We start from the raw sequence: 15,166 nt of genomic DNA, 5'->3' as shown, positions 1-15,166 counted from the left end.
CCCACCCGCACCCGATACGGGTGACGGCGCCGGGCGTGCGGCGAATCGTTGCGCCGGGGTGGCCATGTCCAGGCTTTGATGCGGACGGGCGTTGTTGTAGTAGTCCACCCACTCATCCAGGGCCTGCTGGGCAGCCTTGAGGTTGGCGAAAGGTGCATGCCCGCTGAGGAATTCAGCCCGAAGACTGCGATGGAACCGCTCAATCTTGCCGGTCGTGGTCGGCGACCGCGGCTGGGTCAGCAGATGCTCAATCCCGTGCTCACGACAGATCGCATCAAAGAGCACCTCCACCGGCGGATGATGAAACCGGCCCGTGAACACCTTGCCGTTATCAGTCAACAACTGCTCGGGCGCCCCATAGGTCGCCAGCGCCGCCCGCAGCCCGTCACAGACCGCGCGCGTGCGCTCCCGGGTCATCAACTTCGCCGACACACACATCCGGGAATGATCATCAACCCCGGTCAACGCCTTCGCGCAGCTGCCATCGGCCAGCGGGAAACCGCCCACGATGTCCATCTGCCACAACTCCATCGGCGCCCCGCGTTCCCAGCGTTTCCACTTACGAGAACGCCGATCCCGCACACTCGGATCGATCATCCCCGCCCGCACCAGGGCCCGATACGCCGCCGATTCCGACGGCACCGGACTCACCCGACGCTTCTTGAGCTCAAAGACCAACCGCCGCGGACCCCAATACGGCCGCGAGCGCCGCAACTCCAACAACGCCGCCTCCACCGCCGCCGGCATCTGATGCGGACACGACACCGGCCGATGCGACCGATCCACCAACCCCTCTAGGCCCGCCGCCTCATACCGGGCCAGCCAGGCATGCAGCGTCTGGCGCGACACCCCCGACTTCTCAGCCACCTGACTAATCGACAATCCATCAGCAATCACAGCCATCACGGCCACATACCGCTGCTCGGCCACGGTTAACTCCCTCATGCGAAGGAGTGTCAAGGATCAGCCGAAACAACTGTCAAGCATCAGCCGAAACACCGTCAGGCATCACCCGAAACAGAAATGTCAAGCATCAACCGACGTCATACACGAAAACCTGTGGAGCCTAGGGGAATCGAACCCCTGACACCCGCCTTGCAAAGGCGGTGCTCTACCAACTGAGCTAAGGCCCCTCGGGCTGGTCGGGTGCTTGACCAGAGGTTGGATCGGGCGCCACGTGCCACACCTCGACATCGCGCCGGGATCGCACCACCGCCGCAACCGCACCCAAGGCGGCCGCGGCCAGCGGCAAGGTGAACTTCACACGACGTCTTGACGGGCACATGGTCGTGGGCCTAGGAGGACTCGAACCTCCGACCTCTTCGTTATCAGCGAAGCGCTCTAACCGCCTGAGCTATAGGCCCGTACTGCGCATACGGACGAGCGACGAGATTACCGCACCGGCCGCCCTACCCCCAAAACGCGTGCACGCTAGTCGCGGTCGGCCAGTGTCACTTCGATACCGCCGATCAGATCGGTGGTCAGGTTGTAGACGAACGCGGCGATGGTGGCCATCGCGGTCATCAAGACGATGTTGACCAACCCGATCAGCACGGCGCCGCCGAAGATCGTTCCACTGGAGACCAGCTCCCCGCTGCTGCCGCTGGTGTTGTTCAGCAGGTCGCCGACGTTGCTGTTGAGTTTGGCCCACACGCCCATGCCGCCGAGCACCAGGTACAGGAACGCCACGGCGATCATCCAGACGAAGAACAGGGCCACCGACAGCAGCAGCGATACCTTCAGGGTGCTCCACGGGTCAATCCGCCGGATCTGCATGCTGGCGCGGACCGGACCGCGGGCACGCCGGGATCCCACCTGTACGCGCGATTCACGCGATTCGCTGGTCGCCGCGCGGCCGCTGGTGCCCGAGACGCTCGGTGCCTCGGCCCGATCGGCGACCGGTTTGCGGTCGTTTCGCTGCGAAGTCCGCGGGATGGGACCGGAGAGATCCGGCAACTCGCTGGCATAGGCCTCGGCGGGTGAGTTTTCGCTACGCACGGCTGGAGCCTCCGCCTGTGAGCTGGAAGGTGCAGATGTACCGGTGATGAAGCGGTTCAGCCGTGCCTCCGAAGAGGCGGGCGGCCGGACATCGGTTGGCGCGTCATTGCCCGGCCGGGGCTGCGATCCTGACTGCGACGCAGCCCGGGCAGCTCCGCGCTGCCAGGGCGGCGAATCCGCGGCATCCGGTAGGCGGCCGGGTCCGGTTGTCGCCCGGTGCGCGCCGGCGCGTTCGACCGCCCCCTCCCCATTCGGGTTGTCACCCTGATTGGGGGCGCCCGGCTCGTTCGGTGAACTCACCCCGACTCCTAACGTGTGTACTCAAGTAGCTGAGTCTATGCCGGGTTCACCGTGCACCGAGCCACCGCCTGCCTGCCGCTGCGCGCGGCCTAGGTCGCCGCCCCTTCTTCGCCTTCGACGTCCGCCTCGGCGCCCTCCTCGGCATTGCGGGCGATGGCCAGCAGGGTGTCGCCCTCACCGAGGTTCATCAACCGCACGCCCTTGGTCTGGCGGCCCGCCTTGCGGACCTGGCGCGCCGTGGTGCGGATGACGCCGCCCACCGAGGTGATGGCGTACAACTCGCTCTCGTCGTCGACGATCAACGCACCGACCAGCCGGCCGCGACGGCGGTCGTACATGATGGTCAGCACGCCCTTGCCGCCACGGCCCTGCACCGGGTACTCCTCGATCCCGGTCCGCTTGGCGTAGCCGCCCGCGGTGGCCACCAGCAGGAAGGTGCCTTCGCGGACCACGTTCAGCGACAACAACCGGTCGTCGGCGTTGAAGCGCATGCCCTGGACCCCGGAGGTGGCACGTCCCATCGGCCGTAGCGCCTCGTCGGTCGCCGAGAACCTGATGGATTGTCCGTTGGCCGAAACCAGCAGCAGGTCGTCCTCGGCCGAGCACAACACCGCACCGACGAGCTCGTCGCCGTCGCGCAGGTTGACGGCCACGATCCCACCCGATCGGTTGGAGTCGAAGTCGGTGAGCTTCGACTTCTTCACCAACCCGTTGCGGGTGGCCAGCACCAGGTAGGGCGCGTCCTCGTAGCCCTTGATCTGGATGACCTGGGCGATGCGTTCCTCGGGCTGGAAGGCCAGCAGGTTCGCGACGTGCTGGCCGCGCGCGGTGCGCGAGGCCTCCGGCAGCTCGTACGCCTTCGCCCGGTACACCCGGCCCTGTGTGGTGAAGAACAGGATCCAGTCGTGGGTCGAGCAGACGAAGAAATGCCGAACGATGTCGTCCTGCTTGAGCCCAGCGCCCTGCACACCCTTACCGCCGCGCTTCTGGCTGCGGTAAAGGTCGGTCTTGGTGCGCTTGGCGTAACCGGTCTCGGTGATGGTCACGACGACGTCCTCGCGGGCGATCAGGTCCTCGTCGCTGACGTCGCCGTCGGCCGCGATGATCCGGGTACGGCGGTCGTCACCGTGCTTGTCGACGATCTCGCGCAGCTCGTCGCGCACGATGCCGCGCTGACGTTCCGGTTTGGCGAGAATGTCTTCCAAGTCAGCGATTTCGGCTTCGATTTTGGCCAGGTCGTCGATGATGCGCTGCCGCTCCAGGGCCGCCAACCGGCGCAGCTGCATGTCCAGGATCGCTTGCGCCTGGATCTCGTCGATGTCGAGCAGTTCGATCAGGCCGGCGCGCGCGATGTCGACCGTTTCGGACGCCCGGATCAACGCGATCACCTCGTCGAGCGCGTCGAGGGCCTTGACCAGACCGCGCAGAATGTGGGCCCGCTCGTTGGCTTTTCGCAATCGGTAGGTGGTGCGCCGGATGATGACGTCGAGTTGGTGCTCGACGTAGTAGCGGATCATTTGATCGAGCCGGAGTGTGCGGGGCACACCGTCGACGATCGACAACATGTTCGCGCCGAAGCTGGTCTGCAGTTGGGTGTGCTTGTAAAGGTTGTTCAGCACCACCTTGGCCACCGCGTCGCGCTTGATCTCGACGACGATGCGCAGACCGACCCGGTCGCTGGATTGGTCCTCGATGTTCGAGATGCCGGCCAGCCTGCCGTCACGCACCTGCTCGGCGATCGAGGTGATGAAGTTGTCGTGATTGACCTGGTAGGGCAACTCGGTGATGACCAGCGAGGTCCGGCCCCGCGAATCCTCTTCTACCTCAACAACTCCGCGCATCCGGATGGATCCGCGGCCGGTCTTGTAAGCATCGGCGATGCCCGCGGATCCGACGATCAGACCGGAGGTCGGGAAGTCGGGGCCCTTGACGCGCTCCATGACGGCGGTCAGCGTGGCCTCTTCGTCGGCGTCGTAATTCTCCAGGCACCAGAAGACCGCCTCGGCCAGCTCGCGCAAGTTGTGCGGCGGGATGTTGGTGGCCATACCGACCGCGATGCCGCCCGAGCCGTTGGCCAGCAGGTTGGGAAACCGGCTGGGCAGCACGGTCGGCTCTTGCACCCGGCCGTCATAGTTGGGGATGAAATCGACTGTCTCCTCGTCGATTTCACGCAGCATCTCCATGGCGAGCGGGGTGAGCCGTGCCTCGGTGTTGTGGCTGACGAAACCATTTGTCAGAAACGCGTGATCTTCGGTGTCGACCCGCAGGCTGTAGACCGGTTGAATGCCGGCTTCGGTGACAGAAGCGACTTTGGCGTAGTAGAAGCGACCATCGGTGAGGTCTGTCGCGATGGCACGCACATCGGGATCGGCTATGCGCGAGAGTATTTCGTCGCCACGCGTGCGCCAACGTTGCATGCTGTCGATGTTGTGGCGCTTCAGCCAGTCACGGTCCACCCAAGAGCCGCCCGCATGCCTACGGATGAAATTCGCAAGGCCAGGAACGTGGTCGTTATCCCGGCCGGCGCAGACAGGCATCGCGCTCAAAATGGTGGCTAATTTGGTCTGCTTGGCGCCGCCGAACCCGACTTGCTCCGCGAAGTTTTCCGCCTGTGCGCGGTTAGTGATGACGACCTTGTGTTCACCGCTCGCCATTCGATACCGCTTTGATACGACCCCGAACTCGAGCAGCATCTGCTGAACTCCGGCGGCCAGCCGACCACTGCGTGTGGAGTAAGAGATCTGAATGGTGTTGCGCGGCAATTGGGAGCACGATCCGTCACCCTCAAAGAGTGCTTGCAAGAACACGCGTTTCGCGGCCGCGGACGAATTCCACAACCAGTCAGGTATCGCCTTGTCTGCTGAACGCTGATTGATCAGGCCAGCCAGTCGTGTCTTCTTGAGTTCGGTCAGGTTATGGATGTCGAGCTCATGCAACGTCGAACCGGAGGCGATAGTCCGAGACGAAATGTAGCGCCGACCGCCAACGACGGCGTCGTATGCGGCGAGGGTGATCCCGAAGTAGTCGCGGTCGAGGTTGTTGAATCCCGCCCGCGATTCGGAGGCGAATCCCTCGCTGATGAAGGCCCCCAGGAGGTGCGCCTCCAACGCGTCATGCCAGTCCGCTGGACCGAGCTCAACCGGCGGGGTGCGCTGCAAGACAACCCAATCGGCCGGTCGGATCTCGGAGATTAGCTTCCAGAGCAACGTCGGTACGCCACCCACATCAACCAGACACAGCAGTGGATGGTTCGACGTGCCGGTAACTTCGTAGCCTTCTGCTGTACGGACGGTGTAAGTCTCGTGCTCTCCGGAGTGGAAGACTCGGTCAACCGCCACGGGATTGCCATGCCGGTCCAGCACTTTCAGCTCGACAGAATTGTCCGAATTGGGTCGTGCGCCGGGCACGATGTCAGCGATCCGCGCGGACTGGCCAAATGGTAGGCGCACCAGCGCATCGCCCGTCACGCAGTACCGCATCGCGGCCGGCGGGTCGTTACCCGGCGAGCCGAAGTTCCCCTGCCCGTCGACCAACGGATACCGCAGCGACCACGGCTGGGCCATCCGCACCAAGGTGTCGTAGATCGAGGCGTCGCCGTGCGGGTGGTAGTTACCCATCGTCTCGGCGACCGACCGGGCGGACTTCGCGTGGCTGCGGTCCGGCCGGAACCCGGAGTCGTACATCGCATACAGCACGCGGCGGTGCACCGGCTTGAGGCCGTCGCGGACCTCCGGCAGCGCGCGGCCCACAATCACGCTCATCGCGTAGTCGATGTAGCTGCGCTGCATCTCCTGCTGAATGTCGACCGGTTCGATCCGGTCTACCGAGTCGTCACCGGGCGGCAACGTCGTGTCAGTCATCTATTCCTCGTCTGATCGTCGAAGGCGGACTGGTTAAACGTCCAGGAAGCGAACGTCTTTCGCGTTACGGGTGATGAAGCTGCGGCGCGCCTCGACGTCCTCGCCCATCAGGATGGAGAACAACTCGTCGGCCGCGGCGGCGTCGTCGAGCGTCACCTGCCGTAGCACCCGCACCGACGGGTCCATCGTGGTTTCCCACAACTCCTTGGCATCCATCTCGCCGAGACCCTTGTAGCGCTGAATGCCGTCTTCCTTGTTGATCTTCTTGCCCGACTTCAGCCCGGCTTCCAGCAGGCCGTCGCGCTCCCGGTCGGAGTAGGCGAATTCGGGGTCGCTGCGCTGCCACTTCAACTTGTACAGCGGCGGCTGCGCCAGGAACACGTGGCCGTGCTCGAGCAGCGGCCGCATGAACCGGAACAGCAGGGTCAGCAACAACGTCGAAATGTGTTGTCCGTCAACGTCGGCGTCGGCCATCAACACGATCTTGTGGTAGCGCAGTTTGGAGATATCGAACTCGTCGTGAATACCGGTGCCCAGCGCGGTGATGATCGCCTGGACTTCGGTGTTCTTCAGCACGCGGTCGATGCGGGCCTTCTCGACGTTGATGATCTTGCCGCGCAGCGGGAGGATGGCCTGGAACATCGAGTCGCGACCGCTCTTGGCCGAGCCGCCGGCCGAGTCACCCTCCACCACGTACAACTCGGATTTGCGCGGGTCGGTCGAGCGGCAGTCGGCAAGCTTGCCGGGCAGCCCGCCGAGGTCGGTAGCGCTCTTGCGCCGCACCAATTCTCGGGCCTTACGCGCCGCGATCCGGGCCTGCGCGGACGATACCGCTTTGTTGACAACGGTTTTGGCTTCCGAGGGGTTGGCCTCGAACCAGTGGGTGAGCTGTTCGTTGCAGACCTTCTGCACGAACGACTTGACCTCGGTGTTGCCCAGCTTGGTTTTGGTCTGACCCTCGAACTGCGGCTCGGCGACTTTGACCGAGATGACGGCGGCCAGTCCCTCGCGGATGTCGTCACCGGTGAGGTTCGGGTCCTTGTCCTTCAGCAGTTTCTTGTCTTTGGCGTACTTGTTCACCACCGACGTCAGCGCGCTGCGGAAGCCCTCTTCGTGCGTGCCGCCCTCATGGGTGTTGATGGTGTTGGCGAAGGTGTGTACCGACTCCGAGTAGCCACCGTTCCACTGCATCGCGATCTCGACTTCGTGGCCGGTGCCCTTGCCCTCGAAGTCGATGACGCTCTGCTGAATCGGGCTCTTGGTCCGGTTGATGTGCTTGACGAAGTCGACCAGACCGCCGGGGTAGTGGAAGGTGCGGTGCTTGACCTTGTGCGGCGCTTTGGATTCCGCCGCTTTCTCCTCGGCGGACTTCGGCGCATCGGCGGTGTCACTGACGACTTCGTCGACGACCTCGTCCTGGTCCACCCGCTCGTCGGTCAGGTTGATGGTCAGGCCCTTGTTCAGGAACGCCATCTCCTGAAGCCGGCGCGCCACTGTCTCGAAGTCGTACTCGGTGGTCTCGAAGATGTCCGGGTCGGCCCAGAACCGGATGGTGGTCCCCGTCTTCTTCGTGGCCTCACCCTGCTTGAGCGTCCCGGGTACCGCGCGTTCGTAGTACTGAGACCACTCGTGCCCATCGCGTTTGATGTCGACCTCGAGTCGCGTCGAGAGCGCATTGACGACCGACACGCCGACACCGTGCAACCCGCCGCTGACGGTGTAGCCGCTGTTCTCACCGCCGAACTTGCCACCGGCGTGCAACTGGGTCATGACGACGTCGACTGTCGGGGCGCCGGTGGCGTGCATGGCGACCGGAATGCCACGGCCGTCGTCGGCGACCTCCACGCTGCCGTCGTCGAGTATTCGCACATCGACCTTGGTGGCATAACCGGCCATCGCCTCGTCCACCGAGTTGTCGACCACCTCCCAGATGAGGTGGTGCAAACCACGCTCACCCGTGGAGCCGATGTACATGCCCGGGCGTTTGCGGACGGCCTCCAATCCTTCGAGAACGGTGATGGCGGAAGCGCCGTATTCGTTTTGTGCCTTCTTCTTCTGGGCAGCCACGGTCGGAATGCTCTCCTTGGGGTTGCATGCGAGCGGTTCATTCACCGCAGCGGTCGCACTTCTGCCACTCTACCGTGAACTACCGTCAGGACCGATCTTGCGGGCGCGTTTCTACCCATCTCATTGCGCCGTGCGCTCGTTATCTTCGTTGTCGCCGCGTCCCGACCTGCCGAATGCGGGTCCGTTAATTTCTGGCGGCTCTCAGAGCGCGACCGTCCGGGCTGTCAAGAACCCCTAACCGTAGGTGTCCCGCGGGCCTCTGCCGGCGATGTGCCGCGGGCCCTTGCGCCACGACGGCGTCGCCGGGCCGGTGATCTTCAGCGACGTCACCACGCCGTTGCCGACGGCGGCGGCGATCTTAGCCAGCAGTTGTGCTTGCATCAGCCTCAGCTGGGTCGCCCATGCCGTCGATTCGGCCGTCACGCTCAGCACCCCGTTGTTGAGTGCGCTCGGGGTCGCATGCTCCGCGATTTGCTCACCAACCACCGAGTTCCAATGCCCGAAGACCGTGCCTTCGGCCACGTGCGTCGTCCAGCCCTGCTGCTTGGCCAGGTCGCGCGCGAGCCGTCCCAGCGGTTGCGGGTCACGCCCGTCCGGGCCGGGACCCGACCAGCTGCGTCGCCCGCCGGCGACGCGACGGCGCGGAACCGGGGCCGCGCGTCCCCGTCCCGCGTCCTGTCCCCGGGCACGGGCGGCAGCGCGCGCGTCTTCCAGGGTTCGCCGAACCAGATCGATGCCCCGCAGTTCGTCGCCGCCCGCGGCGTTCTCGGCCTCGGTCATTCCTGCACCGCCGCAACGGTCGACACCGCGCCGGCATCGCTGTCCCGCAGTTCGATATGTACCCGGGTCGCGTCCCAGCCCTCCGGGATGTCTTCCAGCACCGCCGCGGTCACCAGCACCTGCTCAGCTGACTCCGCGACGTTTGCCAACGCCCGGCGGCGCTTGGTATCCAGCTCGGCGAAGACGTCGTCCAGCAACAGCACCGGTTCACCGCCGTCGGCGCGCAGCAATTCATAGGCAGCAAGGCGCAACGCCACCGCGAACGACCAGGATTCGCCGTGGCTGGCAAATCCTTTGGCGGGTTGATCACCGAGTCGCAGTTCCAGGTCGTCCCGGTGCGGGCCGACCAGGCAGACCCCGCGCTCCAGTTCGGCGTCGCGGCGCGCGGCCAGCGCCGCCAGCAACGTGGCCTCCAGCATTTCCCGGTCGGCCGCGTGATCGGCACCGGGGACCACGGAGTCCGTACTGGCACGGTAACCGATTGCGGCAGAACGTGATTCCGGCGCCAACAGTTGGTACGCCTTCTCCACTTCGGGTGCCAGCTGATTCACCAGGTCAATGCGGGCGGCCATCAGTTCGGCCCCGTACTCGGCGAGCCGACTGTCCCAGACGTCGAGTGTGTCCAACGCGCTGAGGTCACCGCGGAACCGCGCGCCGGACAAGGACTTCAACAATGCGGTGCGTTGCCGCAGTACTTTGTCGTAGTCGGCACGCACGCCGGCAATGACCGGACGGCGTACCGTTGCCAGCTCGTCGAGGTAGCGGCGGCGCTCGGCGGGATCACCCCGGACCAGGGCGAGATCTTCTGGCGCGAACAACACCGCGCGCAGCACACCGACAATTTCGCGCGTGCTGCGCACCGGTGACCGATTCAGTCGCGCCTTGTTCGCTCGGCCCGCGGCGATCTCGAGGTCCACCGCACATTCCCGGCCGTCGTTGACGACGATCGTCGACACCACGGCACGTTCGGCCCCGGCGCGGATCAGCGGGGCGTCGGTGCCGACCCGATGTGAGCCAAGCGTGGTCGAATACCACAGTGCCTCAACGAGATTCGTCTTCCCGAAACCGTTCGGACCGACGAAGACGGTACGACCCGGGGTCAGGTCGATTTCCGCACGCGCCCAGGATCGGAAATCCCGTAACGCCAAATGCCGGACGTACACCTACCTCGACGCCTCGATGATCAGCCCGGCAGCCGTACCGGCATCAGTAGATACACGTAATCGGTCGGCACCGCCGGGAACGGGCCACTGCCGGTCGGCACGGCGTCGCCGGCCGAGGCCGGCCGCAGCAAAGCCGGCTTACCCGGGGTGGTGAAGCCGAACGACACCCGCTCGGAGTGCAGCGAGCCGAGACCATCGGTGAGGTAGGTGGGATTGAACGCGATCGTCAACGGCTCACCGGCGTAGTCGACGGCCAGATCCTCCTCGGCCCGACCCACGTCGTCCGCCCCGGCCGACAGCCGCAGCATCCCGTCGGCGAATTCCATCCGGACCTGCGCCCCCCGGTCGGCCACCAGCGCGACCAGCTTGATCGCCTCCGTCAATTCGGCCACGTTTATGGTGGCCACCGCGGTGTGTTCGGCCGGCAGCAGCTGACGGAATTTCGGGAATTCGGCGTCAAGTAGCCGAGTGGTGCTGCGTTTGCCGTTGCCGCTGATGCCGAGCAGTCCCTCTTTGCCCACTCCGGATCCAGAACCCAGCGACAGCCGTACTTCGGAGCCGTCGGCGCCGGCCTTGGCCGCCTCGGCCAGCGTCTTGGCCGGGACCAGAACCGAGGCCTCGATGTCGGGCGACAACGCCGACCAGGTCAACTCACGCACCGCCAGCCGGAACCGGTCGGTCGCCGCCAGCACCACCGTCTCACCGGAGATCTCCACCCGGATCCCGGTCAGCATCGGCAGGGTGTCGTCGCGACCGGCCGCGATCGCGACCTGGCCGATGGCCTCGGCGAACAACTCCGCCGGCACCGTCCCGGTCTCCTCGGGCAGCGTCGGCAGCGTCGGGTAGTCCTCGACCGCCATCGTCGGGAGCGAGAACCGCGCGCTGCCGCAGGTCAGCGCTACCCGGTTGCCGTCGACGTAGAAATCGACAGGCTTGTTCGGCAACGCCCGGGTGATGTCGGACAACAGCCGCCCGGACACCAAAACGCTTCCCGGGGAAGCGATTTCGGCAGCGACCTGGACCTCGGCGGAAACTTCGTAGTCGAATCCGGAAATCGTCAGGCCGTCGTCGGAGCCGGTGAGCAGCACCCCGGAAAGCACCGGCACGGTGGGCCGGGACGGCAGGTTCTTGGCCACCCACGACACCGCTTCGGCGAAGGACTCCCGCACCAAACGAAACTTCAAGTCGGTGACAGCCCGTGTAGTAGCCGCGTCCATTGCGTCCCTTCACCAGAGTTCGAATCCGTACCCGGCTCCCCTGCCGGTGTGTCATTCGCAACGACGACCGTAACGGCAGTCGAACAACAACCGTAGAGCTTCTCGGGCCAACTTGAAAGCTAAACGTAAACGGTGACAAAGCCGGTGGGCGGGCTGCCCGCGGACGCCTCGCACCGAACGTCCCCAGGGGTGTACTTCAAAGAAGAAATTACGGAGAGATCTCAATATCAGTAATAAGGGGTGTGCAAGCTGGGGACAACCGGCCTTTTTGCTGCTCCGGGCCGGAGTCGGCTGTGTAAGACACCGTGCACGGCTGTGTGGGTGATGTTGGGCGGCTGGGGATGAAGCACCGTGGTGCACCGCGGCGCCGGTGCTGCACTGGAGTTCGGCAGCTTTGTACACAGGACTACACACAGCGCGCCGCTGGTGCGGTTGTGACTCGAGGTAGAGAAGTTTTTTAAAAAAGGACGCGCGGAAACCCGGCGATGAGGTGCGTAAGAGGGGGATTCAGCGCTTGGAGCGCTGCCGGATCCGGGTGGTGAGTTCTTTGACGTTGTCGAAGATCTCGCGCCGCTCGGCCATCTCGTTGCGGATCTTGCGTTCGGCGTACATCACGGTGGTGTGATCGCGGCCGAACGCCTGGCCGATCTTGGGCAGCGAGAGATCCGTGAGCTCCCGGCACAGGTACATCGCGATCTGTCGGGACTGCGCCAACGGTCGGGCTTTGCCGGGACCGCGTAATTCCTCGACGGTGGTGTCGAAGTACTCGGCGGTGGCGGCCATGATGGTGGCCGCGCTGATCTGCATGCCGCTGGCGTCGGCGATCAAGTCGCGCAACACGATCTCGGCCAGGGCTTTGTCGATCGGTGTTTTGTTCAACGAGGCGAACGCGGTGACCCGGATCAGCGCGCCCTCGAGTTCGCGGATGTTGCGCTCGATGCTGCTGGCGATGAGTTCCAGGACGTCGTCGGGCACCGCGAGACGCTCGACCTGTGCCTTCTTGCGCAGGATGGCGATGCGTGTTTCGAGTTCGGGCGGTTGGACATCGGTGATCAGGCCCCACTCGAATCGGGTGCGGAGCCGGTCCTCGAGGGTGGCCAGCTGCTTGGGCGGCCGGTCGGAGGAGATGACGATCTGCTTGTTCGCATTGTGCAGGGTGTTGAAGGTGTGGAAGAACTCCTCCTGGATGCCTTCCTTGCCTTCGATGAACTGAATGTCATCGACCAGCAGCACATCGACGTCGCGGTAGCTGCGCTTGAACGCGACTTTGCGGTCGTCACGCAACGAGTTGATGAAGTCGTTGGTGAATTCCTCGGTGGAGACGTACTTGACCCGCATGCCGGGGAACAACCGTTGTGCGTAATTGCCGGCCGCGTGCAGCAGGTGGGTCTTGCCCAAACCCGATTCACCCCAGATGAACAGCGGGTTGTAGGCGCGGGCGGGCGCCTCGGCGATGGCCAGGGTGGCGGCGTGCGCGAAACGGTTCGAAGCGCCGATGACGAAGGTGTCGAACGTGTAGCGCCGGTTGAGGCTGGTGCCGCCGGCGGCCGAGCCGCCGTCGGATGCGGCGGGACGCTCGGTGAAGTAGTTCGGCCAGTTCTGTCCCGGCCCGATCACCGTGTCACCGTCGTCCGTATCGGGTTCGTCCGGCGCCGACGTGACGTTGTCCGCGGCAACCCCGTCGTCGTCGGCGGGTGGCGGAGCGATACGGACCCCGAGCTGGATTTGTTGGCCGAGCCGACGACTGAGCGCGTCGGTGATGGCGGTGCGCAGATGGCGTTCGATCTCGTTCTGCACGAACACACTCGGCACCGAGAGCAGAGCGAAACCCTCGACGATGGTGAGTGGCTGGACCAGGTTCAGCCAGGCGCGCTGCTGGGGTGTGAGCGGCGTGGCCAGGGCGTGGCCGTTGGGCGATTCACCGTTGAGTTCGGAGACCACCGCATTCCACACCGTGGCGAATCCAGAACCGGGGTCATCGGTCAACGACGCATCTCCTGGTCCGACGGTCGAGGTGCAACTGCTGATGGCGACGATGCACCTGTCCACATGGTTATCCACAGATGTGGAAAGGAAGGTCAATAGCGTGCCGCCGCCTATTGGCAACGGCTCGTGATCTTCACGCTGTAGACAACCATGCGATTGTCCGCTCAGCTAGTCGATCCGCCATCCTCGCTTCATTGTCGTCAGAGTCCCAACTCCGCAGCGGCTTGAATGCTACCCCGCAAGAAGCTAACAGTTTTCGTTGCGGCTGCCAACAGTTCTCTTGTATTCCGCTGGCGTTCTTGATGATCTGACCAGAATCGGCCACGCGCGGGGCCGTCGGGATCGGACCGAACCGGCCATCGTTGTGAGTCTGCTGAGGCGGGCGAGGTTTGACCAGGACAAGCCGCGTCAGTACCCTCAAACAGTCGCCCGAAAGTCGGCGATACGGCTGCGACCCGGTCATGTGTCCGGGGACCGCGCCGGCCAGCAAGCGGGAACACCTCCGCTCGACGAATTGCGAAGCATCAGTCGGCGGACGGTTATGCCAACACACGAGGAGAATAGCCGTGGCCAAGGGCAAGCGGACCTTCCAGCCGAACAACCGGCGCCGAGCCCGCGTTCACGGTTTCCGGCTGCGGATGCGTACTCGCGCGGGTCGGGCCATCGTGTCCGGCCGGCGGCGTAAGGGTCGTCGTTCTTTAACTGCCTGATCGCAAGCTCGGGTCCCGTTAGCCGTGCTTTCCGCACGTAACCGCATGCGGCGGTCGTCTGAGTTCGACGCGACCGTGCGGTACGGGATGCGCACGGTGCAGCCGGATGTGGTTGTGCACGTGCGGCGGGGGAGTGACCAACACGATGTCCCCGGGCCGCGGGTCGGGTTGATCGTTGCCAAGCGGGTGGGCTCTGCGGTCGAACGTCACCGAGTGGCACGGCGGCTGCGTCACGTCGCCCGGCCGATGCTGGACAGCTTGCACCCGCATGACCAGGTGGTGATTCGAGCGTTGCCGAGTAGCAAGCAAGTCTCGTCGGCGTGGCTGGAGCAACAGCTGCGCAGCGGACTGCGTCGAGCCTTCGAGCTGGCGGGTACCGAGCGGTGAGCGCCGCCCAGTGGAACCCTGCGGGCGCGGTTCGCTCCGCCGGCAGGGTAGGCACCCCCGTCGCGCGCGCGTTGATCTATCTCATTCAGCTTTACCGGCACATGGTGTCGCCGCTGCGCCCGGCGTCGTGCCGGTTCGTCCCAACCTGCAGTCAATACGCGGTCGAGGCCTTGGCCGAGTACGGAGTTCTTCGGGGAGGTTGGCTGGCGGTAGCCAGGCTCGCAAAGTGCGGGCCGTGGCATCGGGGAGGATGGGATCCAATCCCGGAGCGCCACGAGTGCCGGACCAACTTCGATACTGCGGCCGGAGACGTTCCGGCACAGCAAGGGGAGAGTGGATCTTTTGTTTGATTTCTTCAGCCTGGACTTCATCTACTACCCGGTGTCGTGGATCATGTGGGTCTGGTACAAAGCGTTCGCGTTTGTGCTCGGACCGGACAACTTCTTCGCCTGGGCACTGTCGGTGATGTTCCTGGTGTTCAGCTTGCGCGCACTGCTGTACAAGCCGTTCGTGCGGCAGATCCGTACCACCCGGCAGATGCAGGAGCTGCAGCCTCAGATCAAGGCGCTGCAGAAGAAGTACGGCAAGGACCGTCAGCGCATGGCGCTCGAGATGCAGAAGCTGCAGCGCGAGCACGGGTTCAATCCGATCCTGGGCTGCCTGCCGATGCTGGCGCAGATCCCGGTGTTCCTGGGTCT

At 64.7% G+C, this 15,166-nt stretch carries 13 protein-coding genes and 2 tRNA genes; 4 read left to right on the top strand and 11 right to left on the bottom strand.

The window, feature by feature from the left end:
* The 11 genes from A9X01_RS09560 to dnaA all read right to left on the bottom strand — a co-directional run.
* The coding region (locus tag A9X01_RS09560; RefSeq protein WP_065120537.1) for an IS481 family transposase at positions 1-945 on the bottom strand (945 nt) is incomplete at its 3' end.
* A 115-nt stretch (positions 946-1,060) separates the two neighbouring features.
* Positions 1,061-1,133, bottom strand: a tRNA-Ala gene (locus tag A9X01_RS09555).
* Positions 1,124-1,264, bottom strand: a complete 141-nt coding sequence (locus A9X01_RS29785) for a hypothetical protein (RefSeq protein ID WP_155772010.1) — start codon at positions 1,262-1,264, stop codon at positions 1,124-1,126. The genes A9X01_RS09555 and A9X01_RS29785 overlap by 10 nt, the downstream gene beginning before the upstream one ends.
* 26 nt (positions 1,265-1,290) lie before the next feature.
* Positions 1,291-1,364: transfer RNA gene (locus tag A9X01_RS09550), tRNA-Ile, on the bottom strand.
* Positions 1,365-1,431: 67 nt separating this feature from the next.
* On the bottom strand, positions 1,432-2,298 hold the full coding sequence (locus A9X01_RS09545; RefSeq protein WP_065120532.1) for a DUF3566 domain-containing protein: 867 nt from the start codon (positions 2,296-2,298) through the stop codon (positions 1,432-1,434).
* An 89-nt stretch (positions 2,299-2,387) separates the two neighbouring features.
* Positions 2,388-6,158 (bottom strand): intein-containing DNA gyrase subunit A, encoded by a 3,771-nt coding sequence (gene gyrA / locus A9X01_RS09540; protein WP_065120530.1) that lies wholly within the window; start codon positions 6,156-6,158, stop codon positions 2,388-2,390.
* A 33-nt stretch (positions 6,159-6,191) separates the two neighbouring features.
* A complete protein-coding gene (gene gyrB, locus A9X01_RS09535) occupies positions 6,192-8,225 on the bottom strand; it encodes a DNA topoisomerase (ATP-hydrolyzing) subunit B (RefSeq protein WP_065120535.1) in 2,034 nt (677 codons plus the stop codon).
* A 234-nt stretch (positions 8,226-8,459) separates the two neighbouring features.
* Positions 8,460-9,005, bottom strand: coding sequence for a DUF721 family protein (locus tag A9X01_RS09530; RefSeq protein WP_065120528.1), 546 nt, complete (start codon positions 9,003-9,005; stop codon positions 8,460-8,462).
* Complete coding sequence (gene recF / locus A9X01_RS09525; protein WP_065120525.1) at positions 9,002-10,168, bottom strand: DNA replication/repair protein RecF; 1,167 nt, start codon at positions 10,166-10,168, stop codon at positions 9,002-9,004. The genes A9X01_RS09530 and recF overlap by 4 nt, the downstream gene beginning before the upstream one ends.
* Before the next feature lie 20 nt (positions 10,169-10,188).
* A complete protein-coding gene (dnaN, locus tag A9X01_RS09520) occupies positions 10,189-11,385 on the bottom strand; it encodes a DNA polymerase III subunit beta (protein ID WP_065120522.1) in 1,197 nt (398 codons plus the stop codon).
* 507 nt (positions 11,386-11,892) lie between these two features.
* The gene (gene dnaA, locus A9X01_RS09515; RefSeq protein WP_065120534.1) at positions 11,893-13,371 is read right to left on the bottom strand and encodes a chromosomal replication initiator protein DnaA; all 1,479 of its coding nucleotides are present in this window, start codon (positions 13,369-13,371) and stop codon (positions 11,893-11,895) included.
* Between the two features lie 566 nt (positions 13,372-13,937).
* On the opposite strand from dnaA, the gene rpmH reads away from it, so the two are divergent.
* The 4 genes from rpmH to yidC form a co-directional block, all read left to right on the top strand.
* Entirely contained in the window at positions 13,938-14,081 is a 144-nt protein-coding gene (gene rpmH, locus A9X01_RS28950) for a 50S ribosomal protein L34 (protein WP_019735309.1), read from the top strand.
* 24 nt (positions 14,082-14,105) lie between these two features.
* Positions 14,106-14,468 carry a ribonuclease P protein component gene (gene rnpA / locus A9X01_RS09510; protein WP_065120521.1) on the top strand — a complete coding sequence of 121 codons (363 nt, stop codon included), beginning with the start codon at positions 14,106-14,108 and terminating at the stop codon, positions 14,466-14,468.
* Positions 14,465-14,818, top strand: a complete 354-nt coding sequence (yidD, locus tag A9X01_RS28945; protein WP_081282294.1) for a membrane protein insertion efficiency factor YidD — start codon at positions 14,465-14,467, stop codon at positions 14,816-14,818. The genes rnpA and yidD overlap by 4 nt, the downstream gene beginning before the upstream one ends.
* The coding region (yidC, locus tag A9X01_RS09505) for a membrane protein insertase YidC (protein WP_155772009.1) at positions 14,802-15,166 on the top strand (365 nt) is incomplete at its 3' end. The genes yidD and yidC, both read left to right, overlap by 17 nt.

It is taken from the genome of Mycobacterium asiaticum, from assembly GCF_001668675.1.
Classification (GTDB): Bacteria; Actinomycetota; Actinomycetes; order Mycobacteriales; family Mycobacteriaceae; genus Mycobacterium; species Mycobacterium asiaticum_D.
The sequence above is the reverse complement of the archived record's forward strand: the minus strand, read 5'-3'. Positions and strand labels throughout refer to the sequence as shown.

Coding starts and splice junctions, on each gene's coding strand:
- gyrA (WP_065120530.1), bottom strand. CDS start 6,158: ATGACTGACACGACGTTGCCGCCCGGTGACGACTCGGTAGACCGGATC.
- dnaN (WP_065120522.1), bottom strand. CDS start 11,385: ATGGACGCGGCTACTACACGGGCTGTCACCGACTTGAAGTTTCGTTTG.
- A9X01_RS09530 (WP_065120528.1), bottom strand. CDS start 9,005: ATGACCGAGGCCGAGAACGCCGCGGGCGGCGACGAACTGCGGGGCATC.